At 71.3% G+C, this 22,627-nt stretch carries 22 protein-coding genes and 1 pseudogene; 13 read left to right on the forward strand and 10 right to left on the reverse strand.

Annotated elements, in window-relative coordinates; genetic code table 11:
* Positions 1 to 97: 97 nt before the first annotated feature.
* On the forward strand, positions 98 to 451 hold the full coding sequence (locus ACIHCM_RS30585; protein ID WP_399902853.1) for a hypothetical protein: 354 nt from the start codon (positions 98 to 100) through the stop codon (positions 449 to 451).
* Here ACIHCM_RS30585 and ACIHCM_RS30590 read toward each other — a convergent pair.
* Positions 426 to 1,121, reverse strand: a complete 696-nt coding sequence (locus ACIHCM_RS30590) for a FadR/GntR family transcriptional regulator (RefSeq protein ID WP_399902855.1) — start codon at positions 1,119 to 1,121, stop codon at positions 426 to 428. The two genes, ACIHCM_RS30585 and ACIHCM_RS30590, sit on opposite strands and share 26 nt — an antisense overlap.
* An 82-nt stretch (positions 1,122 to 1,203) precedes the next feature.
* Here ACIHCM_RS30590 and ACIHCM_RS30595 point away from each other — a divergent pair, with 82 nt between their 5' ends.
* From ACIHCM_RS30595 to ACIHCM_RS30610, 4 genes are all read left to right on the forward strand, one after another.
* Positions 1,204 to 2,568 carry a CynX/NimT family MFS transporter gene (locus ACIHCM_RS30595; RefSeq protein ID WP_399902858.1) on the forward strand — a complete coding sequence of 455 codons (1,365 nt, stop codon included), beginning with the start codon at positions 1,204 to 1,206 and terminating at the stop codon, positions 2,566 to 2,568.
* 43 nt (positions 2,569 to 2,611) lie between these two features.
* Entirely contained in the window at positions 2,612 to 2,728 is a 117-nt protein-coding gene (locus ACIHCM_RS30600) for an SGM_5486 family transporter-associated protein (RefSeq protein ID WP_266726844.1), read from the forward strand.
* Between the two features lie 196 nt (positions 2,729 to 2,924).
* On the forward strand, positions 2,925 to 3,131 hold the full coding sequence (locus ACIHCM_RS30605) for a hypothetical protein (protein ID WP_399902862.1): 207 nt from the start codon (positions 2,925 to 2,927) through the stop codon (positions 3,129 to 3,131).
* Between the two features lie 65 nt (positions 3,132 to 3,196).
* Entirely contained in the window at positions 3,197 to 3,715 is a 519-nt protein-coding gene (locus ACIHCM_RS30610) for a SixA phosphatase family protein (protein ID WP_393111331.1), read from the forward strand.
* Between the two features lie 109 nt (positions 3,716 to 3,824).
* On the opposite strand, the gene serB is transcribed toward ACIHCM_RS30610, so the two are convergent.
* Positions 3,825 to 5,033 carry a phosphoserine phosphatase SerB gene (gene serB / locus ACIHCM_RS30615; protein WP_399902866.1) on the reverse strand — a complete coding sequence of 403 codons (1,209 nt, stop codon included), beginning with the start codon at positions 5,031 to 5,033 and terminating at the stop codon, positions 3,825 to 3,827.
* Positions 5,034 to 5,662: 629 nt separating this feature from the next.
* Positions 5,663 to 7,660 (reverse strand): streptophobe family protein, encoded by a 1,998-nt coding sequence (locus tag ACIHCM_RS30620; RefSeq protein ID WP_399902869.1) that lies wholly within the window; start codon positions 7,658 to 7,660, stop codon positions 5,663 to 5,665.
* Positions 7,661 to 7,847: 187 nt separating this feature from the next.
* Here ACIHCM_RS30620 and ACIHCM_RS30625 point away from each other — a divergent pair, with 187 nt between their 5' ends.
* Positions 7,848 to 10,382, forward strand: coding sequence for an FHA domain-containing protein (locus ACIHCM_RS30625; RefSeq protein WP_399902872.1), 2,535 nt, complete (start codon positions 7,848 to 7,850; stop codon positions 10,380 to 10,382).
* Between the two features lie 126 nt (positions 10,383 to 10,508).
* Here the strand turns inward: ACIHCM_RS30625 and ACIHCM_RS30630 are convergent, their stop codons facing one another.
* The 3 genes and pseudogenes from ACIHCM_RS30630 to ACIHCM_RS30640 all read right to left on the reverse strand — a co-directional run bounded on the left by ACIHCM_RS30630 (position 10,509) and on the right by ACIHCM_RS30640 (position 13,366).
* Positions 10,509 to 11,243 carry a transglycosylase SLT domain-containing protein gene (locus ACIHCM_RS30630; protein WP_399902874.1) on the reverse strand — a complete coding sequence of 245 codons (735 nt, stop codon included), beginning with the start codon at positions 11,241 to 11,243 and terminating at the stop codon, positions 10,509 to 10,511.
* A 299-nt stretch (positions 11,244 to 11,542) separates the two neighbouring features.
* Positions 11,543 to 12,671 (reverse strand): annotated as a pseudogene (locus ACIHCM_RS30635) (S-adenosylmethionine:tRNA ribosyltransferase-isomerase).
* Positions 12,668 to 13,366 carry an SDR family NAD(P)-dependent oxidoreductase gene (locus ACIHCM_RS30640; RefSeq protein WP_399902877.1) on the reverse strand — a complete coding sequence of 233 codons (699 nt, stop codon included), beginning with the start codon at positions 13,364 to 13,366 and terminating at the stop codon, positions 12,668 to 12,670. The pseudogene ACIHCM_RS30635 and the gene ACIHCM_RS30640 overlap by 4 nt, the downstream one beginning before the upstream one ends.
* Before the next feature lie 210 nt (positions 13,367 to 13,576).
* Between ACIHCM_RS30640 and ACIHCM_RS30645 the strand changes: the two genes are divergently transcribed.
* The 3 genes from ACIHCM_RS30645 (at position 13,577) to chpE (ending at position 15,772) form a co-directional block, all read left to right on the forward strand.
* The gene (locus ACIHCM_RS30645; RefSeq protein ID WP_399902880.1) at positions 13,577 to 14,722 is read left to right on the forward strand and encodes a GAF domain-containing sensor histidine kinase; all 1,146 of its coding nucleotides are present in this window, start codon (positions 13,577 to 13,579) and stop codon (positions 14,720 to 14,722) included.
* On the forward strand, positions 14,715 to 15,356 hold the full coding sequence (locus ACIHCM_RS30650) for a response regulator (protein WP_399902882.1): 642 nt from the start codon (positions 14,715 to 14,717) through the stop codon (positions 15,354 to 15,356). The genes ACIHCM_RS30645 and ACIHCM_RS30650 overlap by 8 nt, the downstream gene beginning before the upstream one ends.
* Positions 15,357 to 15,526: 170 nt before the next feature.
* A complete protein-coding gene (gene chpE, locus ACIHCM_RS30655; RefSeq protein ID WP_393111314.1) occupies positions 15,527 to 15,772 on the forward strand; it encodes a chaplin ChpE in 246 nt (81 codons plus the stop codon).
* Positions 15,773 to 15,957: 185 nt separating this feature from the next.
* On the opposite strand, the gene ACIHCM_RS30660 is transcribed toward chpE, so the two are convergent.
* Complete coding sequence (locus ACIHCM_RS30660) at positions 15,958 to 16,740, reverse strand: hypothetical protein (RefSeq protein WP_399902886.1); 783 nt, start codon at positions 16,738 to 16,740, stop codon at positions 15,958 to 15,960.
* A gap of 151 nt (positions 16,741 to 16,891) precedes the next feature.
* On the opposite strand from ACIHCM_RS30660, the gene ACIHCM_RS30665 reads away from it, so the two are divergent.
* The 3 genes from ACIHCM_RS30665 (at position 16,892) to ACIHCM_RS30675 (ending at position 19,328) form a co-directional block, all read left to right on the forward strand.
* Entirely contained in the window at positions 16,892 to 17,689 is a 798-nt protein-coding gene (locus ACIHCM_RS30665; protein WP_399902889.1) for an ABC transporter ATP-binding protein, read from the forward strand.
* Positions 17,690 to 17,782: 93 nt separating this feature from the next.
* Entirely contained in the window at positions 17,783 to 18,214 is a 432-nt protein-coding gene (locus tag ACIHCM_RS30670) for an NfeD family protein (protein ID WP_399902892.1), read from the forward strand.
* A gap of 163 nt (positions 18,215 to 18,377) precedes the next feature.
* On the forward strand, positions 18,378 to 19,328 hold the full coding sequence (locus ACIHCM_RS30675) for an SPFH domain-containing protein (protein ID WP_399902895.1): 951 nt from the start codon (positions 18,378 to 18,380) through the stop codon (positions 19,326 to 19,328).
* Positions 19,329 to 19,434: 106 nt separating this feature from the next.
* Here the strand turns inward: ACIHCM_RS30675 and ACIHCM_RS30680 are convergent, their stop codons facing one another.
* From ACIHCM_RS30680 to ACIHCM_RS30690, 3 genes are all read right to left on the reverse strand, one after another.
* A complete protein-coding gene (locus ACIHCM_RS30680; protein WP_399902898.1) occupies positions 19,435 to 19,941 on the reverse strand; it encodes an HNH endonuclease in 507 nt (168 codons plus the stop codon).
* A gap of 187 nt (positions 19,942 to 20,128) precedes the next feature.
* Entirely contained in the window at positions 20,129 to 20,668 is a 540-nt protein-coding gene (locus tag ACIHCM_RS30685) for a YbhB/YbcL family Raf kinase inhibitor-like protein (protein WP_399902901.1), read from the reverse strand.
* 40 nt (positions 20,669 to 20,708) lie between these two features.
* A complete protein-coding gene (locus ACIHCM_RS30690; protein ID WP_399902904.1) occupies positions 20,709 to 21,491 on the reverse strand; it encodes a sporulation protein in 783 nt (260 codons plus the stop codon).
* A gap of 138 nt (positions 21,492 to 21,629) precedes the next feature.
* On the opposite strand from ACIHCM_RS30690, the gene ACIHCM_RS30695 reads away from it, so the two are divergent.
* Positions 21,630 to 22,280: a DNA-3-methyladenine glycosylase gene (locus ACIHCM_RS30695; protein WP_399902907.1), complete on the forward strand. Its 651-nt coding sequence runs from the start codon at positions 21,630 to 21,632 to the stop codon at positions 22,278 to 22,280.
* The last annotated feature ends 347 nt before the right edge of the window (positions 22,281 to 22,627 follow it).

Below are 22,627 nucleotides of genomic sequence, written 5' to 3' on the forward strand. Positions count from 1 at the left end.
CGGCCCATCCGGCCAGGCGGGAGCCTCGGGCTACCAGGCACTCTGGAGGGGCGTTCACCACGCACCCCTCCCCAGCCCGGCCGAGGAGGTTTCCCTTGTGCGCCTGTACCGCAGCCTGGCCTCAGTGACCGCCGCCCTGGCCCTCGTCCTGTTCACGCCGTACGACGCGGTGCCGCACGCGCGCGTGGCGGGCGGGGAATCCCGGGAGCCGACGCCGTTCGGGGCCACGTGCCGCACCAGCGTCGAGGGCTCCCATGTGGTCGCCCACTGCCACAACCCCTATGTGGACATCGACCGGGTCCGCCTGCACATCGAGTGCGACCGATGGTGGGACCTCGACACCGACAGCGCCCCCGTGGACACCGAGCCCGCGATGACCGTGCGCCTGACCGGCCGCTGCTGGATGGAGGTCCGCTCGGCGTGGGTCAGTCACCAGAAGCGGGGGAGCTGACCCGGCCCGGACGGCACTGGAAGGGGTAGCCCGCCGCCTCCGAGGCCGCCGTCGCGGCGTCGCCCGCGCGGATGGCGTCCAGCAGCCGGCTGTGGTCCATGTACGTCTCCGGCGTCAGCTCCTCGCCGACGTCCTCGCGCAGCCAGTCCCGCATCACCTCGCCGAGGTCGGCATACATCGCGGTCATCACGTCGTTGTGGGAGGCGGCGACCACGGCCAGATGGAAGGTGGCGTCCGCGGAGACGAACGCCTCCGCGTCGCCCGACTCCCAGGCCTCCTCGCGCCGCAGCAGCAGCGCGTCGAGCTGCTTGAGGTCCTTCTCCGTGCGTCGTCCGGCGGCCAGCCGCGCGGCGGCCGACTCCAGCGTGGAGCGCACTTCGGCGATGTGCCGGGGATCGGCACCGGCGAAACGGCGGTGCATGACGCCGGCGAGCTCACTGGTGGCCACCACGTACGTGCCGGAGCCCTGGCGGATGTCCAGCAGCCCGTTGTGGGCCAGCGCCCGGACGGCCTCGCGGACCGTGTTGCGGGCGACCCCGAGCTGCTCGACCAGCTCGGGCTCCGTCGGGATGCGCGAGCCGACCGGCCACTCTCCCGACGCGATCTGGTTGCGCAGTTCGGCGATGACCTGCTCGGACAGCGCCGAACGGCGGGGATGGGTCAGGGGCATGGCACACCTTCGCACGGGAACGGCGGCCGCGGACCGCACCGGGATGGACAACCAATCATCCCATGATTCTATGATGGGCGGCATGGCAGGCGAGGAAACCCGGACGCAGAACCACCCCGACATACGCAGTTCGGCCACGGCCGAGCCCCAGGGCGCGGCGGAAGCCTCACCCGCGCGCGCGGGGAGCGGCACGGCGGCCGTGGCGCCACCCGCGCGCGCGTGGACCATGCGCCTGATCGTCGTCGCCATCGTGCTGTCCGCGCTGAACCTCCGCCCCGCCATCACCAGCCTCGGCGCTCTTCTGGAGGAGGTCCGCGACGGGCTCGGCATGAGCGGCAGCGTGGCCGGTCTGCTCACCTCCGTGCCGCCGCTCTGCTTCGCCGTCTTCGGTGTCATGGCCCCCCGGCTGGCCCGCCGCTTCGGCCTGGGCGCCGTCGTGTGCGCCGGCATGGCGGCCGTTGCCGCCGGCCTGCTCGTCCGGCCGTACGCGGGCGGCACGGCCGGGTTCCTGGCCGGCAGCGCCCTCGCCCTGATGGGCATCGCGGTCAGTAACGTGCTGATGCCGGTCATCGTCAAGCGCTGGTTCCCGGACCGGGTCGGCTCCATGACCGGCCTGTACTCGATGGCGCTGGCTCTCGGCACCTCCCTCGCGGCAGCGGTGACCGTGCCGGTGACCGAGGCCATGGGCGGCGGTTGGCAGTCGGGGCTCGCGGTGTGGGCGGCACTGGCGGCCGCGGCCGTGGTGCCGTGGATTCCCTTCGTACGGGACCGGGGCGGCGTACGCGCCGGGGGGCCGCCGCCCGCCGCCGAGGCGGCCGGACGCGAGCCGCACGCGCGCGAGGAGAACACCCCGGCACCCGCCCTGCGGATCACCCGGAGCCGCACCGCCTGGGCGCTCGCCGTCTTCTTCGGGCTCCAGGCCACCGCCGCGTACATCACGATGGGCTGGATGGCGCAGATCTTCCGCGACGCCGGCGTCGCCGCGGGCACGGCCGGAGTGCTGCTCGCCGTCACGATGGTGATGGGTGTACCGCTGGCCTTCGTCATCCCGCGACTCGCCACCCGGCTGCCGCGGCAGGGCCCCATCGCCGTCGCGCTGGGCATCTGCGGCCTCGCCGGATACGCCGGGCTGTACCTCGCGCCGGCCGGGGGCGCCTGGGCCTGGGCGCTGCTGCTCGGCGTCTCCAACTGTGCCTTCCCGCTCGCTCTCACCATGGTGGGGATGCGTGCCCGCACGGGCGCGGGCGTCGCCCAGCTGTCGGCCTTCGCGCAGAGCACCGGCTATCTGATCTCCATCCCCGGGCCGCTCCTGGTGGGCGTCCTCTACCAGCACAGCGGGGGCTGGGGCCTGCCGCTCGCGATGATGGCCGCGCTGATGATCCCGCAGATGGCGGTGGGCATCCTGGCGGGGCGCGACCGCACGGTCGAGGACGAGGCGGCTCGCTGACCCCGGCGGGTCCCGCCCGGGAGCGGGGTGCGAGACTTGCCGTATGCCAGTGCTCGACCCGAATCCCCGCAACGGCCAGAAGAAGATGCTGCTCGTCTTCGGCTCGTTCCTCGCCATCTTCGTGATCATCGCCGTCATCGCGACGATCGCCTCACCGTGACGATCTCCTCGCCATGACGCCTTCCCCGGCCCCGCGGGCCGGGAGGGTGGGGCTGGCACCACCATCCCCTAGGGGGTAAGGGTCAGGGTCAAGTGGGTGGATCACCGGATGGGTTGGCGGCCCCCGTTTCCGTAGCTTCGAAGTGTGGCCGGGGGATCCGGGCCACCGCCCATCGAGGACGGACCACGGAGGCAGCATGTCGGCCAGCACGCACACCCGGCCCCGCTCGGCTACCACGGGCCGTGTCGACATCCGGCTCCCCTGGTGGGCCGTCGCCCTGCCGACGCTCGCCTTCGTCGCCCTGCTGGCACTGATCCTGAACCCCGCCGACGCCCACGCGGCGACCGGCGAGCCAGCGATCGCCCACCTCGTCGAGCGCGCTCATCAGCTGATATCGCGCTGAGCACGCCTCAGGACGCCCGTCAACTCCCTGCGCCCCATGGCCTGTTTCATGCGAAGCTGGATCTCATGAGCGTCGCTGAACCCCGCAGGATTGTCCTCTTCCGGCATGCGAAAGCCGACTGGCCACAGGTGAACGATCATGAGCGGCCGCTCGCCGAGCGGGGCCGCAAGGACGCCCCTGTCGCCGGCCGCAAGCTGGCCGACTCCGGCATCTCCTTCGACCTGGCCCTCTGCTCGACGGCGACCCGGACCCGCGAGACCTGGAAACTCGCCGTCCACGAGTTCCCGCACCGGCCGAGGACCGTCTACGAGGAGCGGATCTACGAGGCCTCGCCCGGCGAGCTGATCGCCGTGCTCAACGAGACCCCCGACGACGCGCAGAACGTCCTGCTGATCGGCCACAACCCGGGCGTGCAGGGCCTCGCCGAGGTGCTGTCCGGCTCGGCGGACAGCGACGCCCGCGAGCGCATGAGCCGCCGCGGCTTCCCGGCCGCCGCCTTCGCCGTGCTGTCCTTCACCGGCTCCTGGAAGTCCCTGGAACCGGGCGTGGCCACCCTGGTGGACTACTGGGCTCCGTCCGAGTGACCCTCCGCGCATCTCGGGGCCCGGCGCCGCACGGCACCGGGCCCCACGCATGCGAGCACAGCGAAGACAGGGGGAGGGGGACGAGGGGAGGGGACGGTGGGAGGATGCCTCAGTCCTCCTCGTGGGCGTCCGCCGCCTCCACCTCCTCGCGGGTGACTCCGAGCAGATAGAGGACCGTGTCCAGGAAGGGCACGTTCACCGCGGTGTGCGCGGCCTCGCGCACCACCGGCTTGGCGTTGAAGGCGACCCCGAGGCCGGCCGAATTCAGCATGTCGAGGTCGTTGGCGCCGTCACCGATCGCCACCGTCTGCGCCAGCGGTACGCCCGCCTCCGCGGCGAACCGGCGCAGCAGCCGCGCCTTGCCCGCCCGGTCCACGATCTCGCCGGTGACCCGGCCGGTCAGCCTGCCGTCGACGATCTCCAGCGTGTTGGCCTGCGCGAAGTCGAGGCCCAGCCGCTCCTGCAGATCGTCGGTGACCTGGGTGAACCCGCCAGAGACGACGCCCACTTGGTAGCCGAGCCGCTTCAGCGTGCGGATCAGCGTGCGCGCGCCCGGGGTCAGCCGCACCTCGCTGCGCACCTTGTCCACCACCGAGGCGTCCAGCCCCTTCAGCAGCGCCACGCGCGCGTGCAGCGACTGCTCGAAGTCCAGTTCCCCGCGCATCGCGGCCGCCGTGACCTCGGCGACCTCGTCCTCACAGCCGGCGTGCGCGGCGAAGAGCTCGATCACCTCGTCCTGGATGAGCGTGGAGTCCACGTCCATCACGACCAGCCGCTGAGCACGCCGGTGCAGACCCGCCGCCACGACCGCCACGTCCACACCGAGAGCCGCCGCCTCGACCGCCAGGACGGTGCGCAGCGGCTCGGTCTCCACGCCGGAAACCGCGAACTCGACGGCCGTCACCGGGTACTTGGCGAGCCGGAAGATACGGTCGATGTTGCCGCCGGCCTTGGTGATCCGCGCGGTGATCGCGGCCGTGGCCTCGGCGGTGAGCGGATGCCCGAGCACGGTGACCAGGGACCGGCCATGGCCGCGCGGCCGGTTGTCGCCGTGGCCGGAGATGATCTCGGCCTGCATCTTCATCGACTCCGCCCAGCTATGGACGGTCGCCCGCAGCTCGCCTTCCAGGCCCGTGGGCGGCTCGGTCACGAGCGCGCACAGCACCATCCGGCCTCGCGTCACGACCTGCTCGATGTCGACCACGTCGACGGAGAAGGCGGCGAGGGTGTCGAAGAGTCCGGCCGTGATGCCCGGCCTGTCCCTGCCGAAGATCTTGACAAGGAGAGTCGGGACGTCAGAGGTCTGCGAAGCGCTCATGGTGTTCCCAAGGTAACCGGCACGCAGTGCCGATCGCCCGCGAGGTCCGTCTGACGGACACGGAACACTCGATAACCCTGGATGGCGCTCCGGTGGCGAACGCCTGACAGACCACCCACGCTGCCCGCCCTCGCAGGGGGCAATCCGCGACCCCGCCCTGCCTGCGGCACATCGGCGGACGTGCGCCCGCGGCCGGCTCTCGCGCATCACGTGACCGGCGGGCGCCCGACGACAGCCTCACCGGCGGGCGCCCGACGACAGCCTCACCGGCGGGCGCCTCACGAGGCGTATCGGCGGCCCGCTTCACGGGCGGCGCCTCCGCGGACGCGCATCGGCGGCCCGCCCCACCGGCGACGCATCGGGGCCGGGCATCCGCTGCTGCACATCGCGAGCCCGCGGACCGGCCTCGTCTCACCAGCGCATCAAGCCACATGATCGGCACGGCGTACCCGATGGCGCATCGGCCTCCTCTCTGGCGACGCATCGGCGGCCCGCCCCACCGGCGACGCATCGGGGCCAGGCATCCGCTGCCGCACATCGCGGGCCCGCGGACCGGCCGCGCCTCACCGGCGCCCTGATCGCTCCTGCCTCACCGGCGCCCCGTCCGGGCGGTCCTACCGGCCCCCGCCTCACCTCCCCCGCCTCGGCGGCCCCGGAGGCGGTGGCGTAGGAGGTGGGCGCCCGGGTGGCGGGGGACCGGGCGGTGGAGTTCCCCGGGGCGGAGAGCCGGGCCGTGGAGTGCCAGGCGGCGGCGGTCCGGGCGTCGGCGAGCCGTCCTCCCCGGAGGACGCCCCGGAGGACGCCTCAGCGGACGCCCCGGAGGACGCCCCCGAAGGCGGCCCCGGAGTGCGCCTCCCGGGCGGCGGCACCCCCCGCGCACCCGGCCGCCCCGGCACCTCCGGCGCCCCCCGACGCATCCGCGGCGACGGCGGCTCGAACGGACGCGTCACAGTAGGCGCCCCGAACACGTCCTCCCCGGACACCTCGCCGCCCCCTGGCGCCCCGTCGTCACCCTCCACCCGACCCGGCGGCCGCGCGTCCTCCGGCTCCCGCAGCCCTTCCGGAAGTCGCAGGTAGGGATTCGTGTCGGGGTTCGGCGGCCGGTACGGCGTACTGACGGCGTACGGCCCCGAGTCCGCCCCGTACGCACGTGCCCCGGCCGTCACCTCACCGCGTGCCATCGGTGCAGCCCGCCGCCCCGCGGCCCCGCTCGCGTACGCCAGCAGTGCCCCGGCCGTCCCGGCCCCGGCACCCCACAGCGCCCCGAGCAGCAGTGCCATCCCCGGATGCCCGCGCAGCTCCGCTCCCGTCCCGAACGCGGCGAAGCCGAGCACGGACAGCGAGGCGTCCACGGACACCTCCGTCAGCCATCCCAGCAACGGCAGTGCCACCGCGCTCACGCACCCGAGCCGCAGTGCGCACCGCGCGGCGAAACCGAGCGCACCGACGCCCCGTGCGCCCCCCGCTCCCGTGACCCCTCCCGCAGCCGTCGACAGCGGTGTCCGCACCCCCACCAGGACCCCGGCCAGCAGCATCATGATCGCCGCGGCCACGCCCAGCAGCCACACCCGGCCGTCCAGTTCCGCCAGCCGCCCGAGAGTCACCGGCTGGTCCGAGCCGACCAGCAGGTCGTCCAGTGGATCCGGCAGGAACCGGGTGAGCGCGCCCGACGCCTCCCCGTGCCAGGGCACGAACAGGCCGACGGGGATGCCCAGCCACACCCCGTTCGGCGCGCCCAGCAGCGCCGCCCCGGCGATCCACCGGGGACGGTCGTCGCCGATCGCCGCGTAGGCCGCGGCGGCGAGCCCCGCCGCCACGGCCACCAGCATCACCGTGACGAGCGCCGACACGGCCGGCCGTACGACCCGGTGCACCGCCTCCCAGCCGCGCGGCAGGGGAGTGCGGCGGGAAGCCAGCAGCGCGATGAGCAGCACGCCGGTGGCCCAGCCCAGCCCGCCGAGCAGCGTCGGCGCCGTGTCGACGCCGAATCCCACCGCCGCCTCGGCGTCGATCAGATCGCCCATCCGGTCGGGCAGCAGCCCCCCGACGTCCCCCACGTCACCGAGCCCGGGAATCTCGATGCCGCCGGACTCCGAGCCGCCGGGCAGGTCGTCGAGACCGAGCGCGCCGCCGTCGATCGTGACGACGTCGTGCCCGGCCCAGGCCGGCACGCCCAGTGCCGCCACGAAGAGCACGACCACCGCGCCCGCGCGCGCGAGGAGTTCGGACGCGCGGATCACAACTCCGGCCGCGCGCAGGGACCGTAGGAAGAACCATGACAAAAGGAGCGCGCCTACCAGGCTCACGCCCAATGGCGTGATCTCGACGGCCGTGGTGACCTCCGCGCCCTTCAGCCCGAACGCGGACACGTCACCGGACGGCGTGACCGAACCACCCGCCCCCAGGGCCACCACCGCCGCGGTCATCGGCCCCAGTGAACCTGCCGAGTCCGCCTGCAGCAGCCGCAGCCCGAGCGCAGCCGTACCGGCCATCCCGATCAGTGCCCAGCTCACGGACGCGATCGCGGACAGCAGGATGTCGGCCCACGGCAGCCTCGTGCCGGACCCGCCCCTGTCGACCCTCACGGCAGACCCCCCGATCCGCGGCACGGCGTCATCGCCGCGCATGTCCCCCTCGCGGGGGATTACCACTCTCCGGGCCGGTTTCCACCCCGTCAACGGCGCACGGAGACACGCCCGTACGCGGTCTTCACAAGGCCCGACTTTCGGTCAGGGGGGCGCTACTGAAATAGTTCCCCCCGATGTTCGACATCCCTAGACTCCCTGCGACGGGGGTAATTCGGGGGACAACTCAGTGGGGCATGGAGTGCCGGAACTCGTACTGCAAACCAATGGACGGACCTGGACGCTCGACCCGTCCAGGGCTTACACACTCGGACGCGATCCGCAGGGCGACATCGTGTTCGACGACGCCAGAGTCTCCTGGCGGCACGCCACGGTCAGTTTCAACGGCCGTAGTTGGGTCATCGAAGACCACGGCAGCACCAACGGCACGTTCGTACAGGGCCAGAGAATCCACCAGTTGGAGATCGGCCCCGGCTCGGCCGTCCACCTCGGCAACGCGACCGACGGACCGCAGCTGAGCCTGGCCGGCGCCGCGGCCGCGGTCGCGCCCCAGGCGCAGCCGCAGCAGCAGCCGTTCGCCGCGCAGGGCGCGAACGCGGGCTGGTCCCCGCAGGCGCCGCAGCAGCAGGCGCCGCAGGCGGGCCCGCAGCAGCACGCCCAGCCGTTCCCGCAGCAGCAGGGCCCGGCGGAGCAGTACGCGCAGAAGGTGCCCGGCGGTGCGGCGGGGGCGCCGCCGGTCTACGGCGATCGCAGCCCGACCACGTTCCACCAGTTCTCGCTCGGCCGGGTGATGCGCATCGGCCGTGCCCTGGAGAACGACCTGGTGGTCTCCGACCTCCAGGTCTCGCGCAACCACGCCGAGTTCCACTCCACGCCCGACGGGCGCATGGAGATCCGTGACCTCGGCTCGCACAACGGCACGTACGTCAACGGTCTGCCGATCCCCAAGGGCGGCTCCCAGCTGCTGGGCCCGACCGACATCGTGGGCGTGGGTCACTCGACGTTCCGGATCGTCGGCGACCGTCTCGAGGAGTTCGTCGACACCGGTGAGGTGTCCTTCTCGGCCCGCCACCTGACGGTCACGGTCGACGGCGGCAAGCAGATCCTCAAGGACGTCTCCTTCGGCGTCCCGGAGAAGTCGCTGATCGCGGTCATCGGCCCGTCCGGCTCCGGAAAGTCGACGTTGCTGAAGGCGCTGACCGGCTACCGGCCCGCCAACCAGGGCGAGGTGCTGTACGACAACCGGAACCTGTACAAGCAGTTCGCCGAGCTGCGCCAGCGCATCGGTCTGGTCCCGCAGGACGACATCCTGCACAAGGAGCTGACCGTCAAGAAGGCCCTCAAGTACGCGGCCAAGCTGCGCTTCCCGGCCGACACCACGGCCGCCGAGCGCGAGGCCCGCATCGACGAGGTGCTGCGCGAGCTCAAGCTCGACATCCACAAGGACAAGAAGGTCACCTCCCTCTCCGGCGGCCAGCGCAAGCGCGTCTCCGTCGCCCTGGAGCTGCTGACCAAGCCGTCGCTGATCTTCCTGGACGAGCCGACCTCCGGTCTCGACCCGGGCATGGACCGCGATGTGATGCAGCTGCTGCGCGGCCTCGCCGACGACGGCCGTACCGTCCTCGTGGTCACCCACTCCGTGGCCGAGCTGGCACTGTGCGACAAGCTCCTGGTGATGGCGCCGGGCGGCTCGGTCGCCTACTTCGGCCCGCCCGAGGAGGCGCTGAACTTCTTCGGCTACGACACCTGGGCCGACGTCTTCTCCGCCTTCGAGAACTACCGCGACTACGACTGGGCGGGCCGCTGGAAGGGCTCGCAGCACTACCAGATGTACGCCGCGGACATCGACGCCGTCGCCCCGCAGGCCGTGGCGATGCCGGCCATGCAGGCGATGAAGCCGCCCAAGCCGCAGGGCTGGATGTCGCAGTTCGTCACGCTGGTGCGCCGCTACGTGTCGGTGATCGCCTCCGACAAGGGCTTCCTCGCCCTGATGGTGATCCTGCCGGCCGTCCTCGGCGCGGTCAGCCTGCTCATCGAGCCGGACAACGGCCTGCTGCCCAACGAGCCCAACCAGACGGGGCGGATCATCCCGAACGGCACGGCCACCACGGTGCTGCTGATCCTCGCGGTCGGCGCGTGCTTCGCCGGCGCCGCCAACTCGGTCCGCGAGCTGATCAAGGAACGGGTCATCTACGAGCGGGAGCGCGCCACCGGCCTGTCCCGCTCGGCCTACCTGATGTCCAAGGTGTTCGTGCTCGGCATGATCACCGTGTTCCAGGGCCTGCTGGTCGGCGTGATCGGCTTCTCCAGCCGTGAGCTGCCGGAGGAGGGCCTGATCCTGGGCAGCGCGACGATGGTCGAGCTGTCCCTGCCGATCATGGCGCTGGGCTTCACCTCGATGATGTTCGGCCTGATCATCTCGTCGCTGGTGAAGACCGCCGAGAAGACCATGCCGCTGCTGGTCATGTTCGCGATCATCCAGGTCGTCTTCACGGGCTGTCTGTTCGCCCTGAACGGCGCGGTCGGCGTCAACCAGTTCTCGTACCTGATGCCGTCCCGCTGGGCGGTCGCCGCCGCGGGCGCCACGCTGGACTTCAACAAGATCAGCCCGCCCGAGGAGGGTGCCGGCAACGACCCGCTGTGGGAGCACACGGCCGGCGCGTGGACCCTGGACATGGTCGCGCTGATCGCGCTCGGTGCGATCTGCGGCTTCTTCGTGGCCCGCTTCCTGCGCCGCCACGAGCCGGAGGTCATGCGCAAGTAGTCGCGGCCCCTGAACGCCCCGAAGGGCGGCACCCCGTCAGGAGGGTGCCGCCCTTCGGCGTCGTATGGCCGGCGTCTTTACGGCGGGCAGAGGCCCGCGCTCGCCTCAGCACGCGCCGTGCGTCGGTCAGTACGCGCTGTTGACGTTGTCGATCGAGCCGTACCGGTCGGCCGCGTAGTTGGCGGCGGCGGTGATGTTGGCGACCGGGTCGTAGATGTTCCAGGAGGTGCCCGGCACGTGGTACGCCTTGAACGTCGGCGGGATCACCTGGAGCAGGCCCTTGGACGGGATGCCGTTCTGGGCGTTGATGTCCCAGTTGTTGATCGCGTTCGGGTTGCCCGAGGACTCCCGCATGATGTTCTTGTGCAGGCCGTGGTACGAGCCCGGGATGCCCTTGGACTTCATGATCGACAGTGCCTCACGGATCCAGCCGTCGAGGTTGTTGCCGTAGGCGGCCTTCTTCGCGGCGACGGGCTGGAACGCGATGCGCTCGACCGACCGGCTCGCGGCGGCCTGCGCCTCGCGCTGACGCTCCGCCTTCTTCTTGGCGGCGGCCTCGGCGGCGGCCTTCTTCTTGGCGGCGACCTCGGCGGCGGCCTTCTTCTTCGCCTCGATGGCCTGGACCTTCAGGCTGGCACCGGCGAGCTGGTCGGTGACGCTGGCCTTGACGCCCTTCACCGGCTCGGCGCTGTAGGCGACCTTGGCCGGGGCGGCGGCATCGGTCGTGGTGGTGGTCTGCCCGCCCGAGGGCACCGTGGTGAACGCGAGGGCAGCGGCGCCAAGGGTGCCTACACCGGCGATGGCGATCTTGTTCGTCTTCGTCAGGGTGCGACTGCGGTCGCGAAGGGTGTTCTTGGGCATGGCGGACGGACCTCTTCGAATAGCGCGGAGGTCGCTCACTTCAGGGCGGGGCCTGGTGCTTCCCGCGTGGACGCCGCGGGTCAGACAACCCACGGCGCTGAGCGACGGCAGCCATTCTTAGCGGCCGCAAAAACCGCTGGCAAAGCTGTGACCTACGATCCCGGGTAGTGGATCAGGTAGGGGCAAATCCGGACAGACCAGAGCGTCCTTCCCGCTCGCTCTGGGTGTATTTATCTCCTATTGACCTTCGTACGTGACTTAGGCCCTATGTGCGGCCTCACACCCGAGGTGGGTTGGTTTCACCAACAGTTGCTGGAGCAATGCTCACAGTGATCGGCTCTCGCCCGGCAGGAGGAGATGGACGTCCCCGAACTCGTGCCACAGGTAGCGATGGCGCAACGCCTCCTCGTACCCCCGGTCGATCACCGTGGCGCCGGCCACCGCCTCCAGCATCAGCAGATGCGAGGCCTCCGGCTCGTGCAGCCCGGTCAGCAGCCCGTCCACCACCCGCACACCGCGCTCCGGCGTCACCACGAGATCCGTCCATCCCTCGGCTGCCCGGACCACCCCGTCCGGCCCCGCGGCCGACTCGACGGCGCGCACGGCGGTCGTGCCCACCGCGACGACCCTGCCGTCCCCGGCCCGCACGGCGTTGATCAGCCGCGCCGACGCCTCCGGCACCGCGAACCGCTCGGGATACGGCGGCTCGTGCGCCTCCGCCGAGGCCACCCCCGTGTGCAGCGTGATCGGCGCGAACTGCACACCCCTGCTCACCAGCTCGGCGACCATCCGGTGGGTGAAGGGCCGCGCCGCACTCGGCATCTCCGCGCTGCCCGGCCCACCGGCCGGCGGATCGGGCAGCGCGAACACCGTCTGGTAGACGGACAGCGGCTGATCCCGCTCCGTGTAGCGGTAACGGATGGGCCGCCCGTACTCACCGAGCAGCTCGCACACCTCCGCCCCGTCCACCCGGGCCCACCACAGCCGCTCGCCCCGCTCACTCAGCGGCTCCTCCAGCACCAGCCGCCCGTCCCCGGGCAGCCGCACCTCCGTCCCCACCGGACCGCCCGCACGCGCGCGTGTGGTGCCCTGCCCGTCCGGATCCCGCAGCTCGACGGCCCACCGCCCGTCGTCGCCGAGCGTCGAGAAGTGCACCACCACGCGCGTGTGCCCGGCCCACCCGTCCACCGCGGCGGCCAGCGTGGGAGAGGTGTTCACGACCAGCAGATCGCCGGCCCGCAGCAGCCGCGGCAGCTCCGCGAACGCGTGGTGCGACACCTCCGTACCCCGCGACACCAGCAGCCGTACGGCGTCCCGGTCCAGCCCCGGCCCCCGCTGCTCCGCCGGCACGCGCGCGGACAGCTCCCGCGGCACCTGGCCCCACGCGCGCACGGGCCCGGCCGGCGGTACTCCCAGCGCCGCCGTCATCGCGTCTCCTCCAGCAGGGCCGGCGCGCCGTAGCGACCGCTCGCCGGCCGCTCGTCGAGCAGCCGCAGGAACGCCGGCACCACACTCGCCGGCTCCGGCCGCGGATCGTCGTCCTCCGGTACGGCCGCCGCGTACAGCTCCGTCGCCATGTCCCCGGGGTCGACCGACCAGACCCGCAGCCGGGGCTCCTCCGCGGCGAGCACCGCCGCCAGGTGGTCCAGGGCCGCCTTCGACGCCCCGTACCCGCCCCATGTCTCGTACGCCTCGGCGGCCGCGTCCGAGCTGACCGTGATCACCGCGGCCTGCCGCGCGGCCCGCAACAGCGGCAGCGCCTCCTGGACCAGGCCCAGCGCGGCCACCACGTTCACCTCCAGCGCCCGCCGCAGCCCCTCCAGCGGCAGGTGGTCCAGCCGGACCAGCGGTTCGGCGCCCAGCGCGCTCGCGTTGTTCACCAGCAGGTCGACGCCGCCCAGCTGCCAGGCCGCCGCCACCAGCCCGGCCCGGTGCCCGGCGTCCGTGACGTCTCCGGCCAGGGCCTCCACGCGCGTCCCGTACGTCGCGAGCGCCGCCGCCGTCTCCTTCAGTGCCCGCTCGCCCCTGGCGTCGAGCACCAGGTCCCACCCGCGCGTGGCCAGGGCCTCGGCGAGCGCCCGCCCCAGACCTTTCGACGCCCCTGTGATGATCGCTACCGGCATGACCGTTCCCCTCGTCCTCGGCGCCGCGAGATCGGCGTGCCCTCAACGTAGGAAGCGGGGGCCCGCCCCGCCTCGGACGCGGGCCGCAAAGCGGCGGGGCCCTTCGACCTACGCCACGGGGCCGCGACCTCGGGCCTAGGCCCAGCGGCCTAGGCGGCTGCCGTCAGCGGTCCGATCCGCACTGTCACCCCCCGCCGGTAGCGTGGAGCCATGAGTCAAGGTCCCCGGTCCGGCCTCGCCGCGGTGAGCTCCGCGCTGCTGGCCATGAGCAGGCATCTGGAGGTCCGCGACGTCCTCAAGACGATCGTGGCCTCGGCCCGCGAGCTGCTCGACGCGCAGTACGCCGCGCTGGGCGTCCCGGACGACCACGGGGGCTTCGCCCAGTTCGTGGTGGACGGGGTCAGCGACGAGCAGTGGAAGCAGATCGGCCCGCTGCCCCGCCAGCACGGCGTCCTCGCGGCGATGCTCCGCGACGCCAAGCCGCAGCGCCTTGCCGACGTCCGTACGGACCCCCGCTTCGGAGGCTGGCCCTCCGCCCACCCCGACCTCGCCGACTTCCTTGGCCTGCCCATCCGCGACGGCGACGAGGTGATCGGCGCCCTCTTCCTCGCGAACAAGAACTGTCCCAAGGCGGAGGGCACCTGCGGCTTCACCGCGGACGACGAGGAGCTGCTGGCCATCCTCGCCCAGCACGCCGCGATCGCACTCACCAACGCCCGGCTCTACGAGCGCAGCCGCGAGCTCACCATCGCCGAGGAGCGCTCCCGGCTGGCGCACGAACTGCACGACGCCGTCAGCCAGAAACTCTTCTCCCTGCGCCTGACCGCCCAGGCCGCCAGCGCCCTGGTCGACCGGGACCCGGCCCGCGCCAAGGGCGAACTGCAACAGGTGGCCGCGCTCGCCGCCGAGGCCGCCGACGAGCTGCGCGCCGCCGTCGTCGAGCTGCGCCCCGCGGCCCTCGACGAGGACGGCCTCGTGGCCACCCTGCGCACCCAGGTGCAGGTCCTCGACCGCGCGCACACCGCGCGCGTGACCTTCACCGCCCATGGCGTGCGCGCCCTGCCGGCCGCCCAGGAGGAGGCCCTGCTGCGCGTCGCCCAGGAAGCCCTGCACAACGCCCTGCGGCACTCGGGGGCCGAGCGGGTCGGCGTGACGCTGGCCAGGTGCGACGGCGGCGCGGTCCTGCGGGTCACGGACGACGGCGGCGGCTTCGACCCGCGGGCGATCCGCCGTGCCGGACGCCACCTCGGCCTGGTCTCCATGCGGGACCGGGCGGGCGGAGTGGGCGGCAGGCTCACGGTGGAGTCCGCGCCCGGCAAGGGCACCACGATCGAGATGGAGGTCCCCGGTGGCTGACGCAATCAGGGTGCTGCTCGTCGACGACCACCAGGTGGTCCGCCGTGGCCTGCGCACCTTCCTCGAAGTCCAGGACGACATCGAGGTCGTGGGCGAGGCGGGGGACGGCGCCGAGGGCGTCGCCCAGGCCGAGGAACTGAAGCCCGACGTCGTCCTGATGGACGTCAAGATGCCTGGCATGGACGGCGTCGAGGCGCTGCGCAGACTGCGCGAGCTGGGCAACCCCGTGCGCGTGCTCATCGTGACCAGCTTCACCGAGCAGCGCACGGTGGTCCCGGCCCTGCGGGCCGGCGCCGCCGGGTACGTCTACAAGGACGTCGATCCCGACGCGCTCGCCGGCGCCATCCGCTCGGTGCACGCCGGGCACATCCTGCTCCAGGCCGAGGTGGCGGGCGCCCTGCTCTCGCAGGAGGAGGCCAACTCCGGCCAGGGCAGAGCGGGTTCACTCACCGACCGGGAGCGCGAGGTGCTGGGCCTGATAGCGGACGGCCGTTCCAACCGGGAGATCGCCCGCGCGCTGGTGCTTTCCGAGAAGACCGTCAAGACGCATGTGTCGAACATCCTGATGAAGCTGGACCTGGCGGATCGCACCCAGGCCGCACTGTGGGCCGTTCGCCATGGCGTGACGGGCTGAAACAGGCCGAAAAGCACTCGGTACGGCAATACGGAAGGTTCCGCTCCGAGCTGAGATTCATACCGTCGTGGGAATGTCCCCCGGATGGCGCATCCTCCGTGGAGCGCCGGCGTTCTTCAGTGCGTGCTACGGCGACTGGCCGTGGCAATCGCATCAGAAGGGCTTACGAAGTGAAGAACCTGAAGAAGGCAGCGGCCGTGACGATGGTGGCCGGTGGTCTGGTGGCTGCCGGTGCCGGTATGGCCTCCGCCACCGACGGATCGCTGGCCACCGGCAAGGCCGAGCACTCGCCGGGTGTCGTCTCGGGCAACCTCGTCCAGGCCCCGGTGCACATCCCGGTGAACGCCGTCGGCAACAGCGTGAACGTCGTCGGCGTGCTGAACCCCGCCTTCGGCAACCTCGGCATCAACCGCTGAGCTCCGGCCGTACCGGCCGTCGGCCCGAAGGACGTGGGCAAGCTCCCGACCCACGTCCTCACCGCCTGACGCCGGTCGGGCACCGAAGGGCGCCGCGAGTCATGGGACGGCTCGCGGCGCCCTTCGCCATGCGCCGCACGGCGACGTCCGCCCCCCGGGCGCCGGCACCGGAGCCCGGGGCGGCCTCACCGCCGCTCCCGCTCCTCCACCACGGAGTTGTACGCCGCGACCTGCGCCCGCCGGGCCGTCCGCTCCACCGGCCGCAGTACCTCCGCCCGAGCCGCCATCTCCGAGGCGCTCACCGCACCCCCGTGCCCGTTCTCGTACGCCACCGAGATCAGCACCCCGATCCGCTGGGCCAGCTCCAGCACCCGCACGGCCCGTCCCGGATACCCCGGCGCGAGCACCTCCCGCCCCCGCTCGGCCCGCGCCCGATACGCGTCGATGGCCGCCTCGGCCACCGGTCCCGAAGCGGCCACGTCCAGCCGCGTCAGCACCTCGGTCGCCTCCCTGAGCGCCTCGGCCAGCTCCCGCTCCGCCTCCCCGAGCGACGGCACATCGGCCGGCGGCGCCTCCCGCACGGGCAGGCAGTGCCATACGACCTCGACATGTACATCACCGTCGGGCCCGGCCTCGTACACCTCGGGTACGAGCCCCAGCGCGCCGCCGTGGCAGATCACCGCCTCCTCGGCCGCCAGCGCCCGCGCATTGAACTCCGGCGGCCCGCTCAGCCCCAGCGGATGCCCCGGCGCGGGCAGCGCGACCCGCAGGCCACTCACCCCGAGCGCCCGCAGCCGGCCCAGTGCCAGGGTGAGCCCTACGGGCGACGCCTCACCGGGCAGCCCGTCCACCCGGTGCACGGCGTCCTCGCCGACGATGGCGAGGGCGGCTTCGTCCGGCGAAATGAGTCCGACAAAAAGGGCATTTCCCCAAGCGGCGAGGCGTCCAGAGCGCGGTTCCGAGAGCATGCTCCCACCCTAAGTACCGGGCCGAGGGAATGGACCGCCGGACCGGTGGCGTAGATTTCCTTGAGGGCTGCGCCCACCGGCGCGGCGGACCGAGCCACAGGCCTACGCGACAGCCGAGACCGGCCACACTGCAAGGGGAGACAACGCGCTCATGAGCGATGTTCTGGAGCTTCAGGACGTATCCGTGGTCCGTGAGGGCCGGGCTCTGGTGGACCAGGTCTCCTGGTCGGTGAAGGAGGGCGAGCGCTGGGTCATCCTCGGCCCCAACGGCGCCGGCAAGACCACCCTCCTCAATGTCGCGTCCAGCTACCTCTACCCCAGCAAGGGCACCGCCACCATCCTCGGCGAGACCCTCGGCACTCCCGGCACCGACGTCTTCGAGCTGCGCCCCCGCATCGGCATGGCCGGCATCGCCATGGCAGACAAGCTCCCCAAGCGCCAGACCGTCCTCGAGACCGTGCTGACGGCCGCCTACGGCATGACGGCGGGCTGGCAGGAGGAGTACGAGGACATCGACGAGCAGCGCGCCCGCGCCTTCCTCGACCGCCTCGGCATGTCCGACTACCTGGAGCGCAAGTTCGGCACCCTCTCCGAGGGCGAGCGCAAGCGCACCCTGATCGCCCGCGCCCTGATGACCGACCCTGAGCTGCTCCTGCTCGACGAACCCGCCGCCGGCCTGGACCTCGGCGGCCGTGAGGACCTGGTACGCCGGCTCGGCCGGCTCGCCCGCGACCCGATCGCCCCCTCGATGCTCATGGTGACCCACCATGTCGAGGAGATCGCCCCCGGCTTCACCCACGTGCTCATGATCCGCCAGGGCAAGGTGCTCGCCGCCGGCCCGCTGGAGCTCGAACTCACCTCCCGCAACCTCTCCCTGTGCTTCGGCCTCCCGCTCGTCGTCGAGCAGGTCGGCGAGCGCTGGACCGCCCAGGGCCTGCCGATGGCGTGAGCCGGTGAAGTCCCCGCGAAGGCAAGGGCAATAAGCCCGCCCGAACCAGATCGCGCCCTGTCCGCGCACGATCCGCGGTCCTACCATGACCGTGTGGAAATCGACGCGTGGGTGTGGTGGTTGGTCGCGGCGGCCGGGCTCGGCATCGGGCTCGTGATCACGGCGATGCCCGAACTCGGCATGCTCGCGGTGGGCGCCCTCGCGGCCGCGGCGACCGACGGCATCTTCGGCGGTGACGCCGTCCCCCAAGTCGTGGTCTTCGCCGTCGTCTCCACCGCCCTCATCGCGGTGGTACGCCCCATCGCCAACCGGCACCGCGCCCAGCGGCCCCAACTCGCCACCGGCGTGGATGCCTTGAAGGGCAGACAAGCCGTCGTACTGGAACGAGTCGACGGGTCCGGCGGACGCATCAAGCTCGCCGGAGAGGTCTGGTCGGCCCGCGCCCTCGACAGTGGCCACGTCTTCGAAGTCGGCCAGGAGGTCGACGTCGTGGACATCGAAGGCGCCACGGCGATCGTCATGTGACCTCGCCCGCCCCCAAGGTGGCCGAACACCGCACCTGCCGTGCGACGGTCTGTCAGACTCGACCAGCAAGATCTTCAACAACCATAAGATCTGCATCAAGAGGGATCCGCCGAGCGCGGATCCACCGAACGCGCCGAGGCGGAGAAGGGTACGGGGAGCGACGATGGAACCGGTCATCATCGTCCTGATCATTCTGGTGGTGTTGGTCTTCATCGCCCTGATCAAGACGATCCAGGTCATCCCACAGGCCAGCGCCGCCATCGTGGAGCGCTTCGGTCGCTACACGCGGACACTGAACGCGGGCCTCAACATCGTCGTCCCGTTCATCGACACCATCCGCAACCGCATCGACCTGCGTGAACAGGTCGTGCCGTTCCCGCCGCAGCCGGTGATCACCCAGGACAACCTGGTCGTCAACATCGACACGGTCATCTACTACCAGGTCACCGACGCGAGGGCCGCGACGTACGAAGTCGCCAGCTACATCCAGGCGATCGAGCAGCTGACCGTCACCACCCTGCGCAACATCATCGGCGGCATGGACCTGGAGCGCACCCTCACCTCCCGCGAGGAGATCAACGCGGCCCTGCGCGGCGTCCTGGACGAGGCCACCGGCAAGTGGGGCATCCGCGTCAACCGCGTCGAGCTCAAGGCGATCGAGCCGCCCACGTCCATCCAGGACTCGATGGAGAAGCAGATGCGCGCCGACCGCGACAAGCGCGCCGCCATCCTCCAGGCCGAAGGTGTCCGGCAGTCCGAGATCCTGCGCGCCGAGGGTGAGAAGCAGTCCCAGATCCTGCGCGCCGAAGGTGAGGCCAAGGCCGCCGCACTGCGCGCCGAGGGCGAGGCCCAGGCCGTGCGTACGGTCTTCGAGGCGATCCACGCCGGCGACCCGGACCAGAAGCTCCTCAGCTACCAGTACCTCCAGATGCTGCCGAAGATCGCCGAGGGCGACGCCAACAAGCTCTGGATCGTGCCCAGCGAGATCGGCGACGCCCTCAAGGGCCTCTCCGGGGCCATGGGCAACTTTGCCCCGAGGACCGGCGGTTCGGGTTCCTCGGACAACGGCACCGGCTCGGGCACGGAACGCCGGGAGCGGCCGAGCATCGACTGACGGCTCATTCTGTACGTGGTTCGGCCCCGGCGCCCTGGTCTCCAGGGGCGCCGGGAACCGCGCGGTCAGCCACACCGTGCCGCCGGCCGGCGAACCTCCGCACCTCTCAAGCCGCAGCCGACGCCAACCACTCAGGCAACGACTCGTAGTCGTCCTGCGCCAGAGCCAGAAGCATCGCGTCCGCAGGCGTCGGCTCGAACGGCTCCCGGAGCAGCGGCATCCCCGCCTCCTCCGGCGTCCGGTTCGCCTTGCGGTGATTGTCCTCCGCGCACGAGGCCACCGTGTTCAGCCACGTGTCCTGACCCCCCTGGGACCGCGGCATCACGTGGTCCACGGTCGTCGCCCGACGACCGCAGTACGCGCACCTGTGCCTGTCCCGCACCAGTACACCCCGCCTCGACCACGGCGCTTGTCTTCGGAACGGCACCCGCACATACCTGCACAACCTGATGACCCGGGGCGCCGGTATGTCGACCGCGGCTCCCCGCATGCGCAGCTCGGGGTGGGCCTGCTCGACGACGGCCTTGTCCTGAAGCACCAGAACGACGGCTCGGTTCAACGTCACCGTCGACAGCGGCTCGAAACTCGCGTTCAGCACCAGCGTGTCCCGCATACCAGCCCACCTCCCGTGTGCACCCGGCCCACCCCTTGGCAGGCTGGGATCAACTCTGGCCGGGCACGCCGAGATGGACAACGCAATATCTGCTGCTCCACGAGGTAAGACCCCGTGTCCCCCTGGCGACAAAAATGCCCGCCTCCGATCACTCCCAGACCAGAGACGGGCAAACGTTCGGTGAACGTCAGGCTTCCGCGGGCACCTCGTACTCACCGATGAGCTGGGCGCGACCCAGCGTGTGGAACCGCAGGTTGAACCCCACGACGGCCGGACTGGCGTCCGCGTCCGGACCGAGCTTCTCCTGGTCCACGGCGTACACCGTGAACACGTAGCGGTGCGGCCCGTCCCCGGGCGGCGGCGCGGCACCCCCGAAGTCCTTCGTGCCGTAGTCGTTGCGCGCGTGCACCGCGCCCTCCGGCAGGCCCTCGAACTTGCCGCTGCCCGCACCCACCGGCAGCTCCGTCACCGAGACCGGGATGTCGAACAGGACCCAGTGCCAGAACCCGCTCCCCGTGGGGGCGTCCGGGTCGTAGCAGGTCACGGCGAAACTCCTGGTCTCGGCCGGGAAGCCCTCCCACCGCAGCTGCGGTGAGGTGTTGCCGGCCGCGTGGACCTGAGCGTCCTTGAGGGTCGCACCCTCCTGCACGTCCTCACTCGTCACCGTGAACGACGGCACGGGCGGGTGGAAGTCGTGGGGGAGCGGCCGCCTCTTGAGCTCGGTCACCTCGGTACCTCCTGATCGGATGGTTCAGTGACTTCCGAGCCTAGAACCAGTTGCGCTTGCTGCCGACTTCGGACAGCCACTGGTTGAGATAGGCCACCCAGTCGGTGCCCTGGTAGTCGTGCAGCCCCACCTGGAACGAGCGGAAGGTGTCGCTGCCCTCGCTGAACAGGCCCGGCTTCTTGTCCATCTCCAGCACGACGTCCATCGTCTGCGCGTCAGCCACGAAGCTCAACTCGACCTGGTTCAGCCCCCGGTACTGCTGCGGCGGCAGGAACTCGATCTCCTGGTAGAACGGCAGCTTCTGGCGCGTGCCCCGGATGTGACCGCGCTCCATGTCCGCGTTCTTGAAGCGGAAGCCCAGCTGGATGAAGGCGTCAAGAATCGCCTTCTGCGCCGGCAGCGGGTGCACGTTGATCGGGTCCAGGTCACCGGAGTCCACCGCGCGCGCGATCTCCAGCTCGGTGGTCACACCGATGTGCATCCCGCGCAGGGCCTGCCCGTCGATCGTCGTGATCGGCGTCTCCCACGGGATGTCCAGCCCGAAGGGGACCGCGTGCACGGCGTTCGCCTGGAGCTCGAAGGCACCGCCGAGCCGCACCTTCGTGAACTCGATGTCCTGCTTGTACTCCGTGTCCTGGCCCTCGACCTCGACCTTGGCCTGCAGTCCGACCGACAGCGCCTCGATCTGCTGGTTCACGGACCCGCCCTGGATGCGCACCTCGCCCTGGACGACGCCACCCGGAACGACGTTGATCTCGGTCAGAACGGTCTCGACCGAGGCCCCGCCGGCCCCCAGACTCGCGAGCAGCTTCTTGAACGCCATGTCTCTCCCTCGTTCACTACGTCTCTGATCACTACCAACGCGATCCGGCCCTGGCCGGTTCCGGGACCCACCCTGGCAAGACGAACGTCCTCTGGCCACCCCGCCCGCCGCTGCCCGTCTCCATTACCCTCGGACGGCATGATCGCGACCTCCGACCGTACGCCCCTGCCCCGGGAGTTCTTCGACCGGCCCGTACTGGAAGTGGCCCCCGACCTCCTCGGCCGCACCCTCGTGCGCACGACGCCGGATGGTCCGATCAGCCTCCGCCTGACAGAGGTCGAGGCCTACGACGGCCCGAACGACCCCGGCTCCCACGCCTACCGCGGCCGCACACCCCGCAACGACGTGATGTTCGGTCCGCCCGGTCATGTGTACGTCTATTTCACCTACGGCATGTGGCACTGCATGAACCTGGTCTGCGGACCGGACGGCACGGCGAGCGCCGTGCTGCTCAGGGCCGGCGAGATCATCGAGGGCGCCGAGCTGGCCCGGACCCGTCGACTCTCGGCCCGGAACGACAGGGAACTGGCCAAAGGCCCGGCCCGCCTTGCCACGGCCCTGGAGGTGGACCGCGCCCTGGACGGCACCGACGCCTGCACCTCCGGAGACACACCCTTGCGCATGCTGAGCGGCACCCCGGCCCCCTCTGACCAGGTACGCAACGGCCCACGCACCGGAGTGGCCGGTGACGGAGGGGACGGCGAGGCCCACCCCTGGCGCTTCTGGATCGCCAACGACCCGACGGTGAGCCCGTATCGGGCCCACGTTCCGAGGCGGCGCCGAAGTTGACGCGCCCCTGGAAGGTGCGTAATGTAGCCCGAGCCGCTGAACCGGGTACTGCGATCGTCAGCAGCCGGAGCGGCCAAACCACTACTTCACGAGCACCCCTCAGCGGGGTCGTTTCCGGTGTGTTCGCATGCCTGAATTCGAATCCGCAGCCCCCGATTATGAATCGGGCGGGGGAATCGGTTAACGTAGTGAATGTCGAAAGGCCGCGAGGCCGAAAGGCAAACCCCGCCGACGGGGAATCGGAGCCGAAAGGATCTGATAGAGTCGGAAACGCAAGACCGAAGGGAAGCGCCCGGAGGAAAGCCGCGAGAGAGAATCTCGGGTGAGTACAAAGGAAGCGTCCGTTC

The organism is Streptomyces sp. NPDC052023 (assembly GCF_044548465.1).
Taxonomy (GTDB): domain Bacteria; phylum Actinomycetota; class Actinomycetes; order Streptomycetales; family Streptomycetaceae; genus Streptomyces.

What these genes read in the sequence shown, in the direction of transcription:
- ACIHCM_RS30590 (WP_399902855.1), bottom strand. Translation starts at nt 1,121, where the DNA reads ATGCCCCTGACCCATCCCCGCCGTTCGGCGCTGTCCGAGCAGGTCATC.
- ACIHCM_RS30595 (WP_399902858.1), top strand. Translation starts at nt 1,204, where the DNA reads ATGGCAGGCGAGGAAACCCGGACGCAGAACCACCCCGACATACGCAGT.
- ACIHCM_RS30600 (WP_266726844.1), top strand. Translation starts at nt 2,612, where the DNA reads ATGCCAGTGCTCGACCCGAATCCCCGCAACGGCCAGAAGAAGATGCTG.
- ACIHCM_RS30605 (WP_399902862.1), top strand. Translation starts at nt 2,925, where the DNA reads ATGTCGGCCAGCACGCACACCCGGCCCCGCTCGGCTACCACGGGCCGT.
- ACIHCM_RS30610 (WP_393111331.1), top strand. Translation starts at nt 3,197, where the DNA reads ATGAGCGTCGCTGAACCCCGCAGGATTGTCCTCTTCCGGCATGCGAAA.
- serB (WP_399902866.1), bottom strand. Translation starts at nt 5,033, where the DNA reads ATGAGCGCTTCGCAGACCTCTGACGTCCCGACTCTCCTTGTCAAGATC.
- ACIHCM_RS30620 (WP_399902869.1), bottom strand. Translation starts at nt 7,660, where the DNA reads ATGCGCGGCGATGACGCCGTGCCGCGGATCGGGGGGTCTGCCGTGAGG.
- ACIHCM_RS30630 (WP_399902874.1), bottom strand. Translation starts at nt 11,243, where the DNA reads ATGCCCAAGAACACCCTTCGCGACCGCAGTCGCACCCTGACGAAGACG.
- ACIHCM_RS30640 (WP_399902877.1), bottom strand. Translation starts at nt 13,366, where the DNA reads ATGCCGGTAGCGATCATCACAGGGGCGTCGAAAGGTCTGGGGCGGGCG.
- ACIHCM_RS30645 (WP_399902880.1), top strand. Translation starts at nt 13,577, where the DNA reads ATGAGTCAAGGTCCCCGGTCCGGCCTCGCCGCGGTGAGCTCCGCGCTG.
- ACIHCM_RS30660 (WP_399902886.1), bottom strand. Translation starts at nt 16,740, where the DNA reads ATGCTCTCGGAACCGCGCTCTGGACGCCTCGCCGCTTGGGGAAATGCC.
- ACIHCM_RS30665 (WP_399902889.1), top strand. Translation starts at nt 16,892, where the DNA reads ATGAGCGATGTTCTGGAGCTTCAGGACGTATCCGTGGTCCGTGAGGGC.
- ACIHCM_RS30675 (WP_399902895.1), top strand. Translation starts at nt 18,378, where the DNA reads ATGGAACCGGTCATCATCGTCCTGATCATTCTGGTGGTGTTGGTCTTC.
- ACIHCM_RS30680 (WP_399902898.1), bottom strand. Translation starts at nt 19,941, where the DNA reads ATGCGGGACACGCTGGTGCTGAACGCGAGTTTCGAGCCGCTGTCGACG.
- ACIHCM_RS30690 (WP_399902904.1), bottom strand. Translation starts at nt 21,491, where the DNA reads ATGGCGTTCAAGAAGCTGCTCGCGAGTCTGGGGGCCGGCGGGGCCTCG.
- ACIHCM_RS30695 (WP_399902907.1), top strand. Translation starts at nt 21,630, where the DNA reads ATGATCGCGACCTCCGACCGTACGCCCCTGCCCCGGGAGTTCTTCGAC.